Below are 16,193 nucleotides of genomic sequence, written 5' to 3'. Positions count from 1 at the left end.
GAGGTCAGGAGTCACGAGCACAGAAGTCCCTGCCCGGATCACCGTCTAAGCTCGGTGATCCGGGCAGTGATGTATTCGGATTCGGCATCATTGCCGGGACATTCCAGACCGGCGGCATAGGCGTCCTCTGCCTCCGCCGTGCGACCGAGTTCGTCGAGGGTGATCGCCCGTGCGATGTGGAAGGGCCGGTAACGCAGCAGCTTCGTATCGTCGGCCAGTTGGTCCAGGGCGCTCATGGCCGCTTCGGGGCCCGAGACCCGCCCGAGGACGATCGCGGTGTTGAGAGCGACGACCGGCGACGGATCGAGGCCGGACAGCACCCGATAGAGCAAGAGGATCTGCTTCCAGTCAGTGTCGACGAATCGCGCGGCGTCGGCGTGAAGGGCCGCGATCGCAGCCTGGATGGTGAATGCCCCGGCTCCCGGTTCGCCGGCGGCCACGTCGACGAGTCCGATCCCTTCGGCGATGAGGCGTGAGTCCCACAGGCTGCGGTCCTGCTCCGCCAGCGGCACCGGCTGGCCATCCGGCGTCACACGGGCGGTCTCACGTGCCCGTGTGAGCAGAAGCAGAGCCAGCAGGCCACGGGCTTCGGTCTGCTCGGGCAGGTATCCGACGAGCAGTCGGGCCAGCCGGATGGCTTCGTGCTGCAGATCGACTCGAGTATGTGCGGGTCCTGCCGTGGCGTTGATGCCCTGAGTGAAGATGAGATAGAGGACGCGCAGCACTCCGGGCAACCGGTCACCGAGTTCAGCGGGCGCGGGGCGGCCGAAAGGAATCCCGGTCTTGAGGATCCGCTGCTTGGCACGGACGATCCGCTGCTGCATCGTCGCGGTCTCGATGAGGAACCCGGCGGCCACCTCGGCGGTGGTCAGCCCCGAGAGGAAGCGCAGGATGAGCACGATGCGTTCGTCCTCGATGCGCAGGCGGGCGAGGTGCCGGGTGCGCACCTCATCGGAGCGGATGAGATCGATGGCACGGTTCTTCGCCGTGGCCATCAGCGAGCAGCCGCCCGCAGTCGTCCTCGCTGATCTCCTGGTCGAATTCCATGAATTCTTCTGGGTCCGCTCCGCCGTCCTCACCGCAGTCAGGATCCTGTGTGCGTCCCATGAGCAGAAGTGCGTACTTCAAGTCGTTCTCCTTCGTCATTCCTCATGTCATGCCGGGCGGCCTGACACCACGATGACGGTCGAGGAGCGACCGGATCGACAGCTGCGGAGAAAAACTTTCCTGCGATCGTCGGATCGACGGTTCAGAGGTGACGGTGGAGTTTCCGTGCCGCTTCGGTCAGCGAACCGCTCACCGAGGGGTAGACGACGAAGGAGGCGGAAAGCTGATCGACGGTCAGCCGGTTCTCCACTGCCATGGTGATCGGCAGGATGAGCTCACTGGCTCGGGGACCGACGACGACTCCGCCGAGGATGGAGCCAGACCCGCGCCGAGCGAAGATCTTGACGAAGCCGTCCTCGATGCCGAGCATCTTGGCGCGCGGGTTCGTGTCCAACGGCAGCATCACGGTATCGATGTCCGTCGGGTTCTCGCGGTAGTTCTGCTGAGTGAAGCCGACGGTGGCGATCTCGGGTGCGGTGAACACGTTCGATGCGACATTGCGCAGTTTGAGCGGCTGCACGGCGTCGCCGAGCGCGTGGTTCATGGCGATCCGTCCCTGCATCGCCGCCACCGAGGCCAGCGGCAGCACACCGGTGCAGTCACCGGCTGCGTAGATTCCGGCCCGCGAGGTCCGCGAGACGCCGTCGACGACGATGTGTCCGGACTCGCTGACGCGGACACCGGCCTTCTCCAGGCCGAGACCTTCGGTGTTCGGAATCGAACCGACGGCCATGAGGCAGTGGGATCCTTCGACACGGCGACCATCGGCGAGCACCACTTCGACTCCGTCGTCGGTGCGAGTCACCGAGGCGGCGCGGGAGCGGGAGAGGACATTCATGCCCTTGTTGCGGAAGACGAATTCGAGCACATCGGCTGCGTCCTCGTCCTGGCCGGGCAGGACCTTCTCACGCGAGGACACGAGGGTCACCTCGGTGCCCAGTGCCCGATAAGCCGAAGCGAACTCGGCACCGGTGACACCGGAGCCGACGACGATGAGGTGTTCGGGCAGTTCGTCGAGGTCGTACAGCTGAGTCCAGGTGAGGATGCGCTCACCGTCAGGCTGCGCAGTGGGCAGCTCACGCGGGTGGGCGCCGACCGAGAGCAGGATCGTCGAGGCCTCGAGGATGTACTCGGTGCCGCCGGATTCGACAACATGGACCTGGTCGCGACCGGCCAGAGTCGCCTTGCCCTGGATGGCTTTGACACCGGCCCGAATGAGGCCTTCGTAGATGTCGTTGGCCTGAGCGTCGGCAAGGGAGAGGATGCGCTTGTTGACCGCTTCGAGGTCGGCGGTGACTCGGCGCGCAACTGCATCGGTGTCCTCGGAGTTCTCGATCCGGATTCCAAGCCCGTCGGAGCGCTCGATCTCGTCCATCATCTCCGCGGTGGCGATGAGCGACTTCGATGGCACGACGTCGGTGAGCACGGCGGAACCACCGCACCGATTCTGCTCGATGAGCATGACATCGGCACCGAGCTGAGCCGCGACGAGCGCGGCTTCGTAGCCGCCGGGGCCGCCGCCGATGATGACGACGCGATCTGCAGTGGAATCAAATTCAGTGTTCACATACTGATTGTCTCAAATCGCTACGATGCTGGCGAACGGCCCCCTGGGGATCGACCGAATGGTTCCTTTGGGATCTGTTGGAGGGTCGGTCATGAACCGGTCCGCAATCGGTCCGGCTACGGTCCTATCAGTTCGGGTCGACCACCTCGGCGGTGTCCTTGTGCAGGCTCGACAGACGCACATAGGACTGGGCGTTCTGCCGGAGCTTCTCCACTCCTTCATCGGTCATCTCCCGGCGCACCTTCCCCGGCACACCTGCGACGAGCGACCGTGCGGGGATCTGCGTGCCTTCGAGGACGACGGCGCCCGCGGCGACGAGGGATTCGCTGCCGATATGGGCGTCGTTGAGCACTGTGGAGTGCATTCCGATGAGCACATCGTCATCGACGACGGCACCGTGGACGAGCGCTTGGTGGCCGATGGAGACGCGGGCGCCGATGACGACGGGTTTGCCGGCGTCGGTGTGCATGACGGTGTTGTCCTGCACGTTCGAGTCCTCACCGATCGTGATAGGGGCGGCCTCGGCGCGCAGAACACAGCCGTAGAAGACGCTGGCGCCCTTCCTCACGTGCACGTCGCCGACGAGAGTGGCACCGGCCGCGACGAACGCATCCGGATCGATCTGCGGTGTATGTCCGCCGACGGAGACGATGCGTGGGCTGGCGAGATCGTTGGTCATGAGTCCTCCATTGGTTCACAAGGCGTCGGTGCGCATTCACCTGCTGTCTGCATGTGACTGACAGTCTAGGCGGAGAGGCTCAGACAGGTCCGAAAAGACGAATCGCGGACCGATTTGCGCGATTGCCCTCATAGCAGGACAATGGTGAAAATTCTTGTCAGAAATTTCACACTGCCGGACCCTTGTGCGCCCAATTGCGTTATGTGAACCTTGACTGTGAGAGTTGCACGCCCGGAATTCGGGCGTAGTCAACCGCGTTCACTGAATTCGTCGAAAGGTCACCATGGATTGGCGACACCGTGCAGCATGCCTCAATGAGGATCCGGAGCTCTTCTTCCCGATCGGCAACACCGGACCCGCGCTGCTCCAGATTGAGGAAGCAAAGACTGTCTGTCGCCGTTGTGAAGTCGCAGAGACCTGCCTTCAGTGGGCCCTCGAATCCGGTCAGGATGCCGGAGTCTGGGGCGGTCTGAGCGAGGACGAGCGTCGCGCTCTCAAGCGTCGTGCCGCTCGCGCCCGCCGCGCCGGCTGAGTCGCCGGCCATTGAGAAGGCGGTCCGCTGGACTGCCGAAGCCATAACTGAATCACCAGTCACACCTGCACCGAAGACTGAGTCCCTTGTTCCGACGGCGAATGTTCGTCGTCGGAACAAGGGACTCAGTCGTGGGTGCGGACGGGCATCCGGCCGAATATCGACCGACGCCGGAGCTTGGCAGCTCTGCGGGTCGGTCCGACGGGCCTCGCTCAGTCGTAGGAGTCCGGGCGCAGCGGAACATCGAGGACGGCGACTGTTCCGCCGCCTTCGCGCGCCTGCCATTGGATCGAACCTGCCAAGTCGGCCGAGACCAGGGTGCGCACGATCTGCGTGCCCAGACCATTGCCCGGATTCTGCGTCTCTCCCAACCCGATGCCGTCATCGGCGATCGTCACGCTCAGGTGGTCGCCGTTGCGCTCCGGGGTCACCCACACATGGCCGTTGAGCGTCTCCCCCGGTTCCAGGCTCTCCAGGTTCTCGGTGGGGAATCCGTGTTCGATCGCGTTCGTGATCAGCTCCGTGATGGCCAGGGCCAGGGAGGTGGCATCGGCGGAGGAGATGGTTCCGAAGCTTCCGCACCGTTTGAGTTCGATATGCACCAGAGGGCTGGTCAGCTCAGGAGTCAGCCGCAGTCCCTTATCGACGACTTCGTCGAAGTCCACTTCGGATTCGACGCCTTGGCTGAGCACATCGTGGACCACGGCGATGATCGAGACCCGACGCATCGCCTCGGTCAGCGCACCCTTGGCCTCGGGACTGTCGATGCGGCGGGTCTGCAGCCGCAGCAGGGCGGACACGGTCTGCAGATTGTTCTTCACCCTGTGGTGCATCTCCTTGATCATCGCGTCGCGTGAGAGCAGCTCACGTTTGCGGCGGCGGATCTCGGAGACGTCACGGGCGAGGACGATCGCACCGACGCGCTCGCCCTCGTCCGTCAGCGGAATCGCGCGCAGGGACACACTCGTGCGCCCGACTTCGAGTTCGGTCCGCCACGGGGCACGCCCGGTGAGCACCAGCGGGAGCGTCTCATCGACCTGACGCAGCTCGGCGCTGAGGTTCGAGACCACCTCGGAGAGATAGCTGCCTTCGATCTCTCCTCCGTAGCCGAGCCGGTGCATGAGCGATACGGCGTTCGGGGAGGCATACTGCACATGCGAATCGCGGTCGAGGATGAAGATGCCGTCGCCGACTCGCGGTTCGCCGTGCCGGGCCCCGGACGGGGCATCGCGATCGGGGAACGTTCCCTGCACGATCATGCGCATCAGAGCCATCGCCGTCTCCCGGTAGTACTTCTCCAGGCGAGACGAACCTCTGCGTCGGACCTCCTCCGAATACCGGACGACGAGCGCGATGGCCTCGCCGCTGCGGATGATCGGCACCGCCTCGGCGAGGATGTCAACGCCGGAGGATCCGGCGCTGATTCCCATCTCTCTAGCCGCGGCAACGTGGGAGACAGAGCTGCGGGTGCTGCTGGCCTGGTCGAGCAGCTCCTTCTCCAGACCGGTCGCACGTGCTCCGATCAGGTCCCGATTGAACAGTGTCGCCCCGGTCGTCGATCGGGCATGCGCCAGGACCGTGTAGGCACCGCTGGGAGACGGGACCCACAGCACGAGGTCGGCAAAGGAGAGGTCCGCCAACAGCTGCCAGTCCCCGACGAGCAGATGGATGTGTTCGACGTCTGACTCATCCGTAATGCCCTCGGCCGCGAGCAGTTCGTTGAGCACCATACGTTCCTCCAAGGTGAGATCAGCAGACCCGCGTTGTCCGCGGATCTGCTGAGATGTCGATGTTCAGACGCTACCACTTGATCGGTCGGCATTCGGGCCCGCCGAGGCGACCGTGTCCGAACGATCCTAACCGACCGGCCGATCGTGGTCGCCCTGCCGGTCGCGGCCGCCTGTGTTGTCGACCGCGACCGGAATCAGCCTCAGCCGTTGTGTTCGCTCTCCCAGGCCGAGGAGCGGACCATCGACCGCAGCGAGCGCAGCAGCACCGACAGCGGCGCCTGGGTGACGGAGTCGAGTCCGAGGATCGTCTCCGTCGTCTCCAGCACCCGCCCGACGACAGTCTCGTTGCGTTCGAGCCATTCGGCCAGCCGCTGCTTCGCTCGTTCGTCCGGGGTTCCGGAGATCGGCGAATCCGTGGCGGCCAGAACCGTTCCGGTCACCGACAGGATCGCGGCGTAGTAGTCGTCGCGCATGGATCCGCGGGCCAACGCCGACCAGCGGTCGCTGCGATCGAGCTCACCGATGAGGGTGAGGATCTGCGAGCCGGAGAAGCGTTCGTTCACGGCGTAGTAGACCTCTGCGACATCCTCGGCGGATTCGTTCGCCCGAGCGGCCAGCTGAGTGATGTCCAGCAGCACGAACTCGTCGAGCAGGGCGGCGGAGCGCCACGCGAGTTCACTCGGCACACCTTCGTCGATGTAGCTCTGCGCCGTCGCTTTCATGGTCTCTGCGTCGTAGCCGTCGACCAGGTCCGGGACCCGGGAGCGCAGAGCTTCGACGACCTTGCCGTACATCTCGATGCCGGAATCGACGTCGAGGCTGTCCGGCGCCTGCTGCACGAGCCAGCGCGAGGAGCGATCGAGCAGGCGCACATAGTCGTGCTGGAGTTTCACCTGCACCTCGGTCGTCACCTGGTTGTCGAGTGCGCACACGGCGTCGAAGAAGTCATCGAGTCCGAAGATCTCCGAGACCACGACGAACACGCGTGCGATCTGCGGCACCGACGCCGGTGTCTCTTCCAACATCCGGTAGATGTAGGTCAGTCCGCCGCGGTCGACGAGCCGGTTGACGAGCTTCGCCGTCGCGATCTCCCGGTGCAGCGGGTGTTCGGGGATGAGTTCGCCGTATTTCTCCTGCAGGGCGTCCGGGAAGTAGGACACGAGTTCGCGACGCATCCACGCCTCGTCCGGCACGGTGCTGGCGAGAACCTCATCGGCGGCGTGCATCTTCACATAGGCAAGCAGCACGGCGAGTTCGGGCGATACGTAGTAGCTGAACTCGCGTTTGGCCAGTTCGTCGGCGTTGGGAAGGAATTCGACCGCCCGGTCGAGATCGGCGTTCTTCTCCAGGTAGCCCAGCAGCCGGCCATAGGTGCCCGACATCGATTCCGTCTGGGCCCGAGCCTCGCCGAGGACGACGTTCTGCGAGTAGTTGTTCGCCAGCACCCGGTCGGCCACTTGGTCGGTGAACGAGTGGAGGACCGCCTCCCGCTCTTCGGCGGCGAAGGCTCCCTTGTGCAGGAGCGTGCGCAGGAGCAGCTTGATGTTGACCTCGTGGTCGGAGCTGTCGACGCCGGCCGAGTTGTCGACGGCGTCGGTGTTGACCTCGACGCCGCCCAGGGCGGCCTCGACACGTCCCAGCTGTGTCACACCGAGGTTGCCGCCTTCGCCGATCACCCGCGCCCGCACATCGGCGCCGTCGATGCGGATGGCGTCGTTGGACTTGTCCCCGACATCGGCGTGGCTCTCGCTCGAGGCCTTGATATAAGTGCCGATTCCGCCGTTGTAAAGGAGATCGACAGGTGCCTTGAGGATCTCCGACATGAGGTCGGCGGGGCTGCGCTTTCCGGGTTCGACTCCGAGCACCGAGGCGGCCTCGGGGCTGAGGTCGATCGACTTCGCCGATCGGGAGAAGACTCCGCCGCCGGAGGAGATGAGGTCCCGGTCGTAGTCCTGCCAGCTCGAACGCGGCAGGTCGAAGAGCCGTTGGCGTTCGACGAAGCTGCGGGCTGCGTCGGGGTTCGGATCGAGGAAGATGTCCCGGTGGTCGAAGGCCGCGACGAGGCGGATGTGCTCGCTGCGCAGCATGCCGTTGCCGAAGACGTCGCCGCTCATATCGCCGATGCCCACGACGGTGAAGTCCTCGGCGGCAGTGTTGAGTCCGAGTTCGCGGAAGTGGCGTTCGACGGATTTCCACGCGCCCCGGGAGGTGATGGCCATCGCCTTGTGGTCGTAGCCGACAGATCCGCCGGAGGCGAAGGCGTCGCCGAGCCAGAATCCGCGGCGTTCGGCGATCGCGTTGGCCACATCGGAGAACCGTGCCGTGCCCTTGTCGGCGGCGACGACGAGGTAGTAGTCGTCTCCATCGTGGCGGACGACACGGTCGGGGTGGACGACCACGCTGGAGTCGTCGCTGCCGTAGGTGAGGTTATCCGCAACCTCGAGCATGCTTTCGATGAACACCTCGTAAGCGGCCTGACCGGCGGCCATCCACGCGTCCCGATCGCTCATCGGCGGCAGCTGCTTGGGGAAGAATCCGCCCTTCGCCCCGGTCGGCACGATGAGCGCGTTCTTGACCATCTGGGCCTTGACGAGGCCGAGGACCTCGGTGCGGAAGTCATCGCGACGATCCGACCAGCGCAGCCCTCCGCGGGCGACGGTGCCGAAACGCAGGTGCACGCCCTCGACCTGCGGGGAATACACCCACATCTCCAGAGCCGGCTTCGGCTTCGGCACGAAGCTGAGCTCGTCGGGTCGGATCTTGAGCACGAGGGCGGTGGGCAGAGCACCGGATTCGTCGATGTAGTAGTTCGTGCGCAGGGTCGCCCGCAGCAGTTCCAGCGAGGAGCGCAGCACACGGTCGGCGTCCAGGCTGGCCACTTCGCTGAGGGCGGCTTCGATCGCGTCGTCGATCTCGGTCATCGTCGCTTCGCGTCCGGCGTCGTCGACGTCGGGATCGAACTTGGCGGAGAAGTAGTCGACGAGCAGCTTCGAGATCTGCGGGTTGTCGCTGTAGACCTCACCGACATAGGCGTCGGAATAGGTGAAGCCCGCCTGGCGCAGGTATTTGCCCAGTGCGCGGATGATCGTCACATGCTGCCAGGAGAGTCCGGCGACGACGAGGCGGTCGAAGACCCCCGCTTCCTTCTTGCCGTCCCAGCCGGCCATGAAGGCCTCGGCGATGCGGTCGTAGTCGTCATCGGCCAGCTCTTCGGAGAAGCTGAGTCCGAAGTCGTAGATGTACCGATGCGTTCCGTCGGCGAGGTCGAGTTCGTGGGGACGTTCGTCGACGACGTCGGCACCGAAAGCTGTGAGGAAGGGCAGGACCTCGGACAGGCTGACCCGGTCACGACGATAGAGGACGAGGCGCACGGAGGCGTCGGTGCTCTGTTCGGGACGGTAGAGGCGCACCGCCGGGCCGTGACCGGCGTCGAGGGCTTCGAACCGACCGACGTCGGCGACCGCCTCGGCGGGGGTGTGGTGCTCGCCGTAGCTGGGAGGGAACGCCTTAGCCCACAGGTCGGCCCGGGCATGCGAGGCGCCGGAGTCGCCGGTCTCGGCGGGGACGAGGAACGCGTGGACGTCTTCGGACCAGGAGCGAACGGCTCCGACGATGCGTGCCTCGACCTCGTCGGCGCCGATCTGCGGCAGTTCGCAGTCACGGGCGACGCGGGCCACGAAGTGGATGCGGGCCAGCGCGGATTCGCTCAGCAGCACATCGAAGTCGACGCTCTCGGCGTTATAGAACTCGCGCAGCACTTCCTGCACGCGCACTCTGGCGTCGGTGTTGTAGAGGTCGCGCGGGAGGTAGAGGATGACGGAGACGAAGCGCTGGTACGGGTCGGTGCGGACGAACACGCGGGACTCCCGGCGCTCCTGCATGTCGACGATCTCCATGACGACGTCATAGATCTCCTCGGTGTCCTCGTGGAGCAGGTCCTCGCGGGGATAGTTCTCGAGAACGCCGAGAAGTTCGTTGGCCGAGTGGGACCCTGTGGGGAATCCGCTGGCCGAGAGGATCTTCGCGACCTTCCTGTCGATGACCGGGATGTTGAGGACGCTGTCGTTGTAGAACTCGGGTTTGAACACTCCGACGAAGCGCCGCTCGCCGACGATCTCACCGTCGGCATCGAAGGTCTTCACGCCGATGTAGTCCATGAACGAGGATCGGATGACGCGGGAGCGGGAGTTCGCCTTCGTCAGCACGAGCACATGCGGTTCCAGCGCCTTGTCGGCGACCGCCCGGCTGAGCGGTGACTTCACGAGAGGGCGCAGGGCCGAGATGCCCATCGAGGTGTCCTCGATCGGTTCGAGGCTGCTGTGCTCGGCGTCGTGGGTGTAGTCGTATTCGCGGTAGCCGAGGAAAGTGAAGTGTCCGTCGAGCCAGGTGAGCAGGGCGGCGGCGGATTCGGCTTCGGAAGCCAGTTCCGGGCGCGGCGCGTGTGCGCTCAGCTCGGCGGCGATGTCTTTGGCCTTCGCGGCCATCGCTTGGGCGTCGCGCGCTGCCGCGGCCACGTAGTCGAGGACTCCGCGCAGGCGCTCTTCGAGTGCACCGAAGTCGCTTTCGGAGATGCGGTCGATCTCGAGGCGGATCCAGGACTGCTGCTGTGGGGCGCCGTCCTCGCTGCCGGCAGGATCTTCGGACACCGTCGGAATGCTCGCCGTGTCCGCACTGAGTGCGGGGGCTTCTGCCGGGGAGAGGATCTTCTCGTCCGGTCCGTTGCCGGTGACTGTGATGATCGGGTGGTGGACGCGGCGGATCGCCCTGCCGTTGGCGGCGAGGTCACTGACGATCGAGGACACGAGATGGGGCATGTCGGCGAGCACGATGGCGATGACCGTGTGGTTGTCGCTGAACTCCGGCGAGTCGACGCTCGGATTGTAGATCGCGATCGCCGGTCTCTGCCCGTCGTATTCGGTGCCGAGCGCGAAGTGACGGGCCGCCGCAGCCGCGTAGGCCTCGGGATCGGTCGCCCCTGTTTCGAACCGCGGATAATACGCATCGAGGAAGTTGTCGGGAGCCGATTGCCCCCTCTGTTTTCTCCACTCTTCTGCAACGTTCGAAATTGAGACCTGAGTCACTGCTTCACCTCTATGATCAACGAGCATTCGCCACGCGATTCGACGTCGAATCGTCATTCCCCACACTATGCCCAAATATCGAGAAAGGCACGCCGAGCGGCCTACGGTGAAGTAGGGTTCATTGGCTGGCAAACTGGAGCTATGCGATCTCTGACTCTCAATCATGACTATTCGGTTGATCTGTCGACATTCCTGGCCAAACTTGCCGACCCCGACGTGTGGGAGAAGCTCGGCTCCGAGGCCAGTGCCGAATACATCGACCCCGACACGGAGATGACCGTGCGGACCCCGATGCCCAAGGCCGAGTTGCCGTCGGCTCTGGCCTCTCGGCTTCCCGACAACACGGTGCTGGTCGAGGTGTACATGATTCCCGGGGATGTCCTCGGTGACGAGGCAGAGATCCGCATGTCTGCACGCGCCGCAGGCGTCCCGGTCGAGATCGATGCGGTCCTCGAGCTGCGCGAGGTCGAGTCAGTGACGAAGTTGGCCGCTCATGCCGAGATCAGCTCGTCGATCCCGATGTTCGGGGCGATGATCGAACAGGCTGTGGTCCCGATCCTGAAGAAGCGCCTGAGCGACCGGCTGCGCCGCTTCGAATCCGCCTGATCCCGGGGGCCGGCGTCGGTTCAGGCCTGGTCGCCGAGCAGCTGCTCCAGTTCGGAAGAGTCGTACCACAGCAGATCGGAAGCGCCCAGGTGGTCCTCTGCTGCGCTGGAGTCTGTGTCCTCGGCCAGCTGCACCGCCTCATCCCAGACGGCGTCCTCATCGAGGTGAAAGCTCGCAACCCGGGCCATGTCGACATCGGCAAGGGTGATGAGCTCGAAGCCCTCGGTCAGCGGCGCGGCCGGGCTGGGCTCGGGGGCGTCATAGGCCACGATGACACGCCGCTCGGGAGCCGCCTCGGCGCCGGTCTCGGTTTCAACGGGAGCGAACACCGCGTTCGCGGCCAGGGCCGCGGCGATGCACATGGCGTCGAATTCAGCGGATTCGAACTCCTCACCGCGCAGGCTGCGCCCCTGAGCGTCGGGGGCGACGGCGCGGACGTCGGTCAGCGTCGAACGCAGCGCGGTCAGGGTGGTGGGAATGTAGCAGCGAATGGCCATGCCCCTCATCCTAGTCCTGTGGTCCGCTCCCCTGGCTCACCCTGACTTTCTGTGGGCGTCCGCGGCGGGCGGCGCCGCGACGGTCACGGCCTCCGACGGATCTGCGGGAACGGCGGCGACCCGGCAGCAGCTCGTCGATCATCGCCGCAAGGTCCCCGACGAGGACGGACCGGGGATTCTGCTCGTGCAGGGTGTGGCCGGCGAGCATCGCCGCATCGGCCGTGGGCCGGTCATCTCTGAGAATGAAGTCCGGAGTGATCCGGACGAATCGGTCGAGGACTTCACTGATCCGCGTCTCAGCGGGATGGCCGACCGCACTCGAGCGTACCTTCGTGATCACCAGCCGCATCTTCTCGCGAACCGCCTCGGCCCGTGGTGTGCCGAGGAGTTTGACCAGTCGCTGCAGGCCGATCGGCTCCCCTGCCGCGAGGACGAGCACGATATCCGCGGCCTCGAGCGCGGCACGGGTGGCGCAGTGTCGATCGTAGAAGGGGTCGGCGAGGTCGTCATCGGGATCGATGCGGTCGCTGACGTCGACGATGACGACATCGTAGACCTTGGCCAGGCGTTTGAGCACAGACTCGAGGACGGAGGCACGGATCTCCGGCCACCTCTCGGGCCGAGTCAGCCCGGTCACCGCATGGAAGCTCTCACGGATCGATGCATGCGGCACCGCATGCGCGCCGAAGCGCCCGACCGGGTCCGACTGCGACCGGCAGAGGCTGGCCAGATGCGAAGATTCCTCTGTCAGCCCGAGGGTGGACGCGACCATGCCGGAGACCGTGTCAGCGTCGACGACGACGCTGCGCTTGCCCTGACGGGAGGCCTGATCAGCGAGGTTGACGGCAGTGAGAGTGCGTCCGGGCGACGAACCGGTCCCCCAGACCGTGATGATCGTTCCCGCTCCTCCGACCGGCCCCGGCGGCGATATCGGGCGCGGCGGGACCACGGTGGAGGCACGGAGGTCGTCGATCGCCGCGGCCATCGCCGTCGCGTCGGCGTCCGTTGCGACGACTGCGCTGATGCCGACTGCTTCGAGGGCGTGCGCGTCGTCGCCGAATCCGAGCACCTTCGCACCGGAGGCCGTGATCGCGGCAACCACCTCCGCGTCGAGGCCGGGAAAGTAGCGGCCGATGATGACGACGTCGGCTCCGCCGGTGCGGCAGTGTGCCAGCAGCTCCACCTCGTCGGCGGGGCGCGCGACGATCGTGACGTCGTTGATCTCACTGAGCAGCTCGAAGAGGATGAGGTCGTATTCGAAGTCGACCGCCAGCAGGACCTGTGTCATCACTGCTCGCTTTCATCGGCAGGAACGGACGGGGCTCCGACCACGGAGAGCACGCTGCGTCCGTCGAGTGCGGCAAGCACGCCGGGCAGGTCCACAGAGCCGACGAACACTTCGATGCGGGCGCCGTCACCTGCCCCGAAGCTGCCGACGTCTCGATTGATATGAGCGACCGGGGCCGAATCGACGATCTGCTCCGGCTGTGCGCCGTCATCGTCGAGCCCGTTCTGCTCCGGCTGCGCCCAGACGTCGACGAGGCTGCCCGAGTCGACGACGCTCGGGACTGAGCCGGCGATGTCGATGGCTACGACTCGCCCCTCGAGTTCTGACACTGGCGCCACTGCCGAGGCAGCCAGCAGTTCGCCTGCCGCCACGACGCTGCGCACGCTCGTATTCGTCGGCAGTTCGGAATCGGCAGAGAGATACTTCTTGCCGAGATCGGCGAGATTGACCTCGGCCACTGTGAGGTCGGCCGGTTCGAGGATCTCACCGGGGACGAGTGCGCGTGCGCTCGCCCAGACCCGGGTGGTCGAGTTCGCCGAGGTGACGAGCAGGTAGGTTCCGACGACCGCGAGGACGACGAGCATCGCACCGACGAGGAGGCGCGCATCGGTCCAGCGGGGGCGTCGGATTCTTTTCGAGAGCTCCATTGCATCTCCAGATTCGCAGAAGTTTCGCTGACAGAAACTGCTTCTCAGTGATAATATTGGGCATCAAACGATGCCAAAGCAAGGTTTTTGGCCAAATGCACCAACAAGCAGATGGACATCTGGTGGCAGATGGACATTTGGAATGGGAGAAGTCACCTCATGGCCGTCGAAAGTCGCTTCCTGCCGCTGACCGATGTGGCCGAGCTGCTCAATGTCTCGATCGCACAGGCTCGGGCCCTGGTCCGCTCCGGCGATCTCCGCGCCATCAAAGTCGGAGGGCGCGGCCAGTGGCGGGTCGAGAAGTCCGAGATCGAAGCGTATATCCAGCGCATGTACGAGCGCACCGAGTACCAGATCAAGACCGGTTCCATCGAGGACTGAGCCACTCGATTCAGTTCTGATCTCCATCATGGACGAGTCATCCGAAGGGATTCGTCCGAGCGTGGACAGCATTGATCGCCGCGAAGGGAATGATCCTGCCGGCGATCTCGACATAGTCGGAAGCAACGAGTGCGCAGCGTCCCCGAATGCTGCCCGCACTGTCGGCGACATCGATCGACACCTCTTCATAGGCGGCTGACCAGCGGCGCAGCGCCGATCCTAGGCCCAATCTCTCCAGCCCGCCGGCGTCGAATCGATGCACTCTCGTGATCAGCCTGAATCCCCGAACTGCCCTGATCGCGATCACGGAGGCCTCCGCACCGGCCAGGACGATGATGTCCCGACCGAGGAAGCACGCCGTTCCTGTGATGCTTCGCCCCGGCAGCGTCACCTGCACCGTCGATCCCAGCGCCCCGCGCATCCGTTCGAGCAGAGTTCTCTCGGCCGCCTGACCGGTCACCTCCTCGCCGAATTCGCCTCTTCTGACGTGCGCTTGTGCCGCCGTGTCGGCGGCTTCGATATCCGCCAGGAGTGCATCGATGCGATCGTCCATAATCGCCAAGCCTGCCCCAGCTGTAGTCCACTTTCAAGACTTGAAATGAAGATGCACCGAACTACAACGATGTAGTTAGAGCATATCCATTGACACCAAACTGTATCTAACGGCATCATTATCTTCAATGTCCAATGGAGGATGTCTAGATGTATCTCTTGATTGCATGTGCGAGTTCGTGGTTGGTTCTGCTCGGTTCGTTCGTCACTGCGTGGGAGCAGTTGCCTCAGCCGTGGTCGACCAGCGACGTCGTCGTCATCGTCATCATCGGCACCGGAGTGTTTCTGTTCACACGGATCGGGCTCGTCTCTCTGCTGGCCCTGCTGCTGCAGGTGATTCCCTCCGGTCGTTTCCGGTCGGCGCTTGCCGGATTGGTCGTCAAGGCGATGCCACGGATACTCGCGTCGAGCGTTCTTGCCATCGTCTCGGCCGGCCTCGTGGTCCACTCCGCTCAAGCAGCAACGATCGCTGGTCCCGGTCCTGACCCCGCATCGTCCACGCAGGCTCCTTCCGTCTCTGCACCGTCTGCGCATACTCCGTCCGCCCCGGCCGATCCCGGCTGGCCGACGATCGACGATGATCAACCCTCTGCGGACTCCTCCGACGATGCCGAGCAGTCTGAGGATGAGCAGTCGCCAGACGGGGCCAAGCCCCGTGAGGAATCCGAGCCACCCGGTCGAATCCACCCACCCGATCCCGGTTGGCCCACGGAGCCGCCCGCAGACAAAGGGCCTTCAGCACCACCGACCGACCGGTCGTCGGACGGGTCCGGCGAATCGGACCGGTCAGGCGGGTCCGACCGCGGCAGGGAGCCGAATGAGCCGGGCGACAGCAGTGCCGATGCCGCCGAGCCTGCGGATCCTGGAACTTCCACACATATTGTGGCTCAAGGCGAGAGCCTGTGGTCGATCGCTGCCGATCTCGCCGAGACCCATGAAGAGATCCCGCAGCTCGTCGCGCACGTCTATGCTGCCAACGAGGACACCATCGGCCCCGATCCGAGCCTCATCATCGCTGGTCAGAGATTGGAGATCCAGAAATGACCGCCCCACTAACCCTCACCCGACCGCAGGCGTCGGCACCGCCTCGGCGAGAGGTCGCACCGTCGTCCACGGCACCGCCCCCTCGCCGGGTCGACGGGCAGGTCCGGGGCCAGGACGTCGTGGACGACCGGGCGCGGATCGCGGCCACGGCCACCTCGTTGGCGGTAGCCTGCCTCGAAGTCCTCTCGGGCGCCAGACGCAGTGAGACGATCGCCCGATGGGTCCAACCGGAGCTGCTGGCGAAGATCGACCACCGCAGTCAGCTGCGCGCCGAGGTGGCTCCCCACAGGGCGACCGTGCCCGGAGCTCGGACGGTGAGGCCGGGAACGGCGCACGTCTGCCAGATCAGCCCCGAGATCGCCGAAGTCACAGTCATCGTCGCCGCCGCAAATCGCGTCCGGGCGGTGGCAGTCCGTTTGGAACTGCTCACCACCCGGTGGACGCTGACTGCGCTGCAGACGATGTGAGCCGCTGAGGGCTCG

Annotated in this window: 15 protein-coding genes; 5 read left to right on the top strand and 10 right to left on the bottom strand. The window is 65.0% G+C overall.

Features of this window, described 5'->3' with window-relative positions:
* Positions 1–38: 38 nt before the first annotated feature.
* The 4 genes from HK353_RS05290 to HK353_RS05275 form a co-directional block, all read right to left on the bottom strand.
* A complete protein-coding gene (locus HK353_RS05290; protein WP_173153436.1) occupies positions 39–995 on the bottom strand; it encodes an RNA polymerase sigma factor in 957 nt (318 codons plus the stop codon).
* Positions 949–1,146: a hypothetical protein gene (locus HK353_RS05285; RefSeq protein WP_173153278.1), complete on the bottom strand. Its 198-nt coding sequence runs from the start codon at positions 1,144–1,146 to the stop codon at positions 949–951. Before HK353_RS05285 ends, HK353_RS05290 begins: the two co-directional genes overlap by 47 nt.
* Positions 1,147–1,249: 103 nt before the next feature.
* Entirely contained in the window at positions 1,250–2,674 is a 1,425-nt protein-coding gene (locus HK353_RS05280) for an NAD(P)H-quinone dehydrogenase (RefSeq protein WP_173153433.1), read from the bottom strand.
* Between the two features lie 127 nt (positions 2,675–2,801).
* Positions 2,802–3,353, bottom strand: coding sequence for a gamma carbonic anhydrase family protein (locus HK353_RS05275; protein WP_173153429.1), 552 nt, complete (start codon positions 3,351–3,353; stop codon positions 2,802–2,804).
* Between the two features lie 283 nt (positions 3,354–3,636).
* Between HK353_RS05275 and HK353_RS05270 the strand changes: the two genes are divergently transcribed.
* Positions 3,637–3,885, top strand: a complete 249-nt coding sequence (locus tag HK353_RS05270) for a WhiB family transcriptional regulator (protein ID WP_009374875.1) — start codon at positions 3,637–3,639, stop codon at positions 3,883–3,885.
* Between the two features lie 212 nt (positions 3,886–4,097).
* On the opposite strand, the gene HK353_RS05265 is transcribed toward HK353_RS05270, so the two are convergent.
* Both HK353_RS05265 and HK353_RS05260 read right to left on the bottom strand, forming a co-directional pair.
* Positions 4,098–5,612, bottom strand: a complete 1,515-nt coding sequence (locus tag HK353_RS05265; RefSeq protein ID WP_173154366.1) for a sensor histidine kinase — start codon at positions 5,610–5,612, stop codon at positions 4,098–4,100.
* 203 nt (positions 5,613–5,815) lie between these two features.
* Entirely contained in the window at positions 5,816–10,696 is a 4,881-nt protein-coding gene (locus HK353_RS05260; RefSeq protein ID WP_342589822.1) for an NAD-glutamate dehydrogenase, read from the bottom strand.
* Positions 10,697–10,837: 141 nt separating this feature from the next.
* On the opposite strand from HK353_RS05260, the gene HK353_RS05255 reads away from it, so the two are divergent.
* Entirely contained in the window at positions 10,838–11,302 is a 465-nt protein-coding gene (locus HK353_RS05255; protein WP_173153426.1) for a DUF2505 domain-containing protein, read from the top strand.
* A 20-nt stretch (positions 11,303–11,322) separates the two neighbouring features.
* On the opposite strand, the gene HK353_RS05250 is transcribed toward HK353_RS05255, so the two are convergent.
* Genes HK353_RS05250 through HK353_RS05240 form a run of 3 tightly spaced genes read right to left on the bottom strand, consistent with a single transcriptional unit; the run spans position 11,323 to position 13,734 of the window.
* A complete protein-coding gene (locus HK353_RS05250; RefSeq protein ID WP_173153424.1) occupies positions 11,323–11,799 on the bottom strand; it encodes a DUF6912 family protein in 477 nt (158 codons plus the stop codon).
* Between the two features lie 10 nt (positions 11,800–11,809).
* Complete coding sequence (locus HK353_RS05245) at positions 11,810–13,087, bottom strand: CpaE/TadZ family protein (RefSeq protein ID WP_173153421.1); 1,278 nt, start codon at positions 13,085–13,087, stop codon at positions 11,810–11,812.
* Positions 13,087–13,734 (bottom strand): SAF domain-containing protein, encoded by a 648-nt coding sequence (locus HK353_RS05240; protein ID WP_173153417.1) that lies wholly within the window; start codon positions 13,732–13,734, stop codon positions 13,087–13,089. The genes HK353_RS05245 and HK353_RS05240 overlap by 1 nt, the downstream gene beginning before the upstream one ends.
* A 159-nt stretch (positions 13,735–13,893) precedes the next feature.
* Here HK353_RS05240 and HK353_RS05235 point away from each other — a divergent pair, with 159 nt between their 5' ends.
* Complete coding sequence (locus HK353_RS05235; RefSeq protein WP_025780784.1) at positions 13,894–14,115, top strand: helix-turn-helix domain-containing protein; 222 nt, start codon at positions 13,894–13,896, stop codon at positions 14,113–14,115.
* Positions 14,116–14,152: 37 nt separating this feature from the next.
* Here the strand turns inward: HK353_RS05235 and HK353_RS05230 are convergent, their stop codons facing one another.
* Entirely contained in the window at positions 14,153–14,668 is a 516-nt protein-coding gene (locus tag HK353_RS05230; protein WP_173153414.1) for a hypothetical protein, read from the bottom strand.
* A 149-nt stretch (positions 14,669–14,817) separates the two neighbouring features.
* On the opposite strand from HK353_RS05230, the gene HK353_RS05225 reads away from it, so the two are divergent.
* Positions 14,818–15,711, top strand: a complete 894-nt coding sequence (locus HK353_RS05225; protein ID WP_173153411.1) for a LysM peptidoglycan-binding domain-containing protein — start codon at positions 14,818–14,820, stop codon at positions 15,709–15,711.
* Positions 15,708–16,178 carry an Rv3235 family protein gene (locus tag HK353_RS05220; RefSeq protein ID WP_173153408.1) on the top strand — a complete coding sequence of 157 codons (471 nt, stop codon included), beginning with the start codon at positions 15,708–15,710 and terminating at the stop codon, positions 16,176–16,178. The genes HK353_RS05225 and HK353_RS05220 overlap by 4 nt, the downstream gene beginning before the upstream one ends.
* Positions 16,179–16,193 lie beyond the last annotated feature (15 nt).

This window comes from Brevibacterium permense (assembly GCF_013280495.1).
GTDB classification, from domain to species: Bacteria; Actinomycetota; Actinomycetes; order Actinomycetales; family Brevibacteriaceae; genus Brevibacterium; species Brevibacterium permense.
This window is presented reverse-complemented; position numbering and strand designations above follow the sequence as displayed.

Bases quoted from the DNA above. Each gene is read 5' to 3' on its own strand.
- HK353_RS05290 (WP_173153436.1), bottom strand. From the start codon at position 995: ATGGCCACGGCGAAGAACCGTGCCATCGATCTCATCCGCTCCGATGAG.
- HK353_RS05285 (WP_173153278.1), bottom strand. From the start codon at position 1,146: ATGACGAAGGAGAACGACTTGAAGTACGCACTTCTGCTCATGGGACGC.
- HK353_RS05275 (WP_173153429.1), bottom strand. From the start codon at position 3,353: ATGACCAACGATCTCGCCAGCCCACGCATCGTCTCCGTCGGCGGACAT.
- HK353_RS05270 (WP_009374875.1), top strand. From the start codon at position 3,637: ATGGATTGGCGACACCGTGCAGCATGCCTCAATGAGGATCCGGAGCTC.
- HK353_RS05255 (WP_173153426.1), top strand. From the start codon at position 10,838: ATGCGATCTCTGACTCTCAATCATGACTATTCGGTTGATCTGTCGACA.
- HK353_RS05250 (WP_173153424.1), bottom strand. From the start codon at position 11,799: ATGGCCATTCGCTGCTACATTCCCACCACCCTGACCGCGCTGCGTTCG.
- HK353_RS05245 (WP_173153421.1), bottom strand. From the start codon at position 13,087: ATGACACAGGTCCTGCTGGCGGTCGACTTCGAATACGACCTCATCCTC.
- HK353_RS05240 (WP_173153417.1), bottom strand. From the start codon at position 13,734: ATGGAGCTCTCGAAAAGAATCCGACGCCCCCGCTGGACCGATGCGCGC.
- HK353_RS05235 (WP_025780784.1), top strand. From the start codon at position 13,894: ATGGCCGTCGAAAGTCGCTTCCTGCCGCTGACCGATGTGGCCGAGCTG.
- HK353_RS05230 (WP_173153414.1), bottom strand. From the start codon at position 14,668: ATGGACGATCGCATCGATGCACTCCTGGCGGATATCGAAGCCGCCGAC.
- HK353_RS05225 (WP_173153411.1), top strand. From the start codon at position 14,818: ATGTATCTCTTGATTGCATGTGCGAGTTCGTGGTTGGTTCTGCTCGGT.
- HK353_RS05220 (WP_173153408.1), top strand. From the start codon at position 15,708: ATGACCGCCCCACTAACCCTCACCCGACCGCAGGCGTCGGCACCGCCT.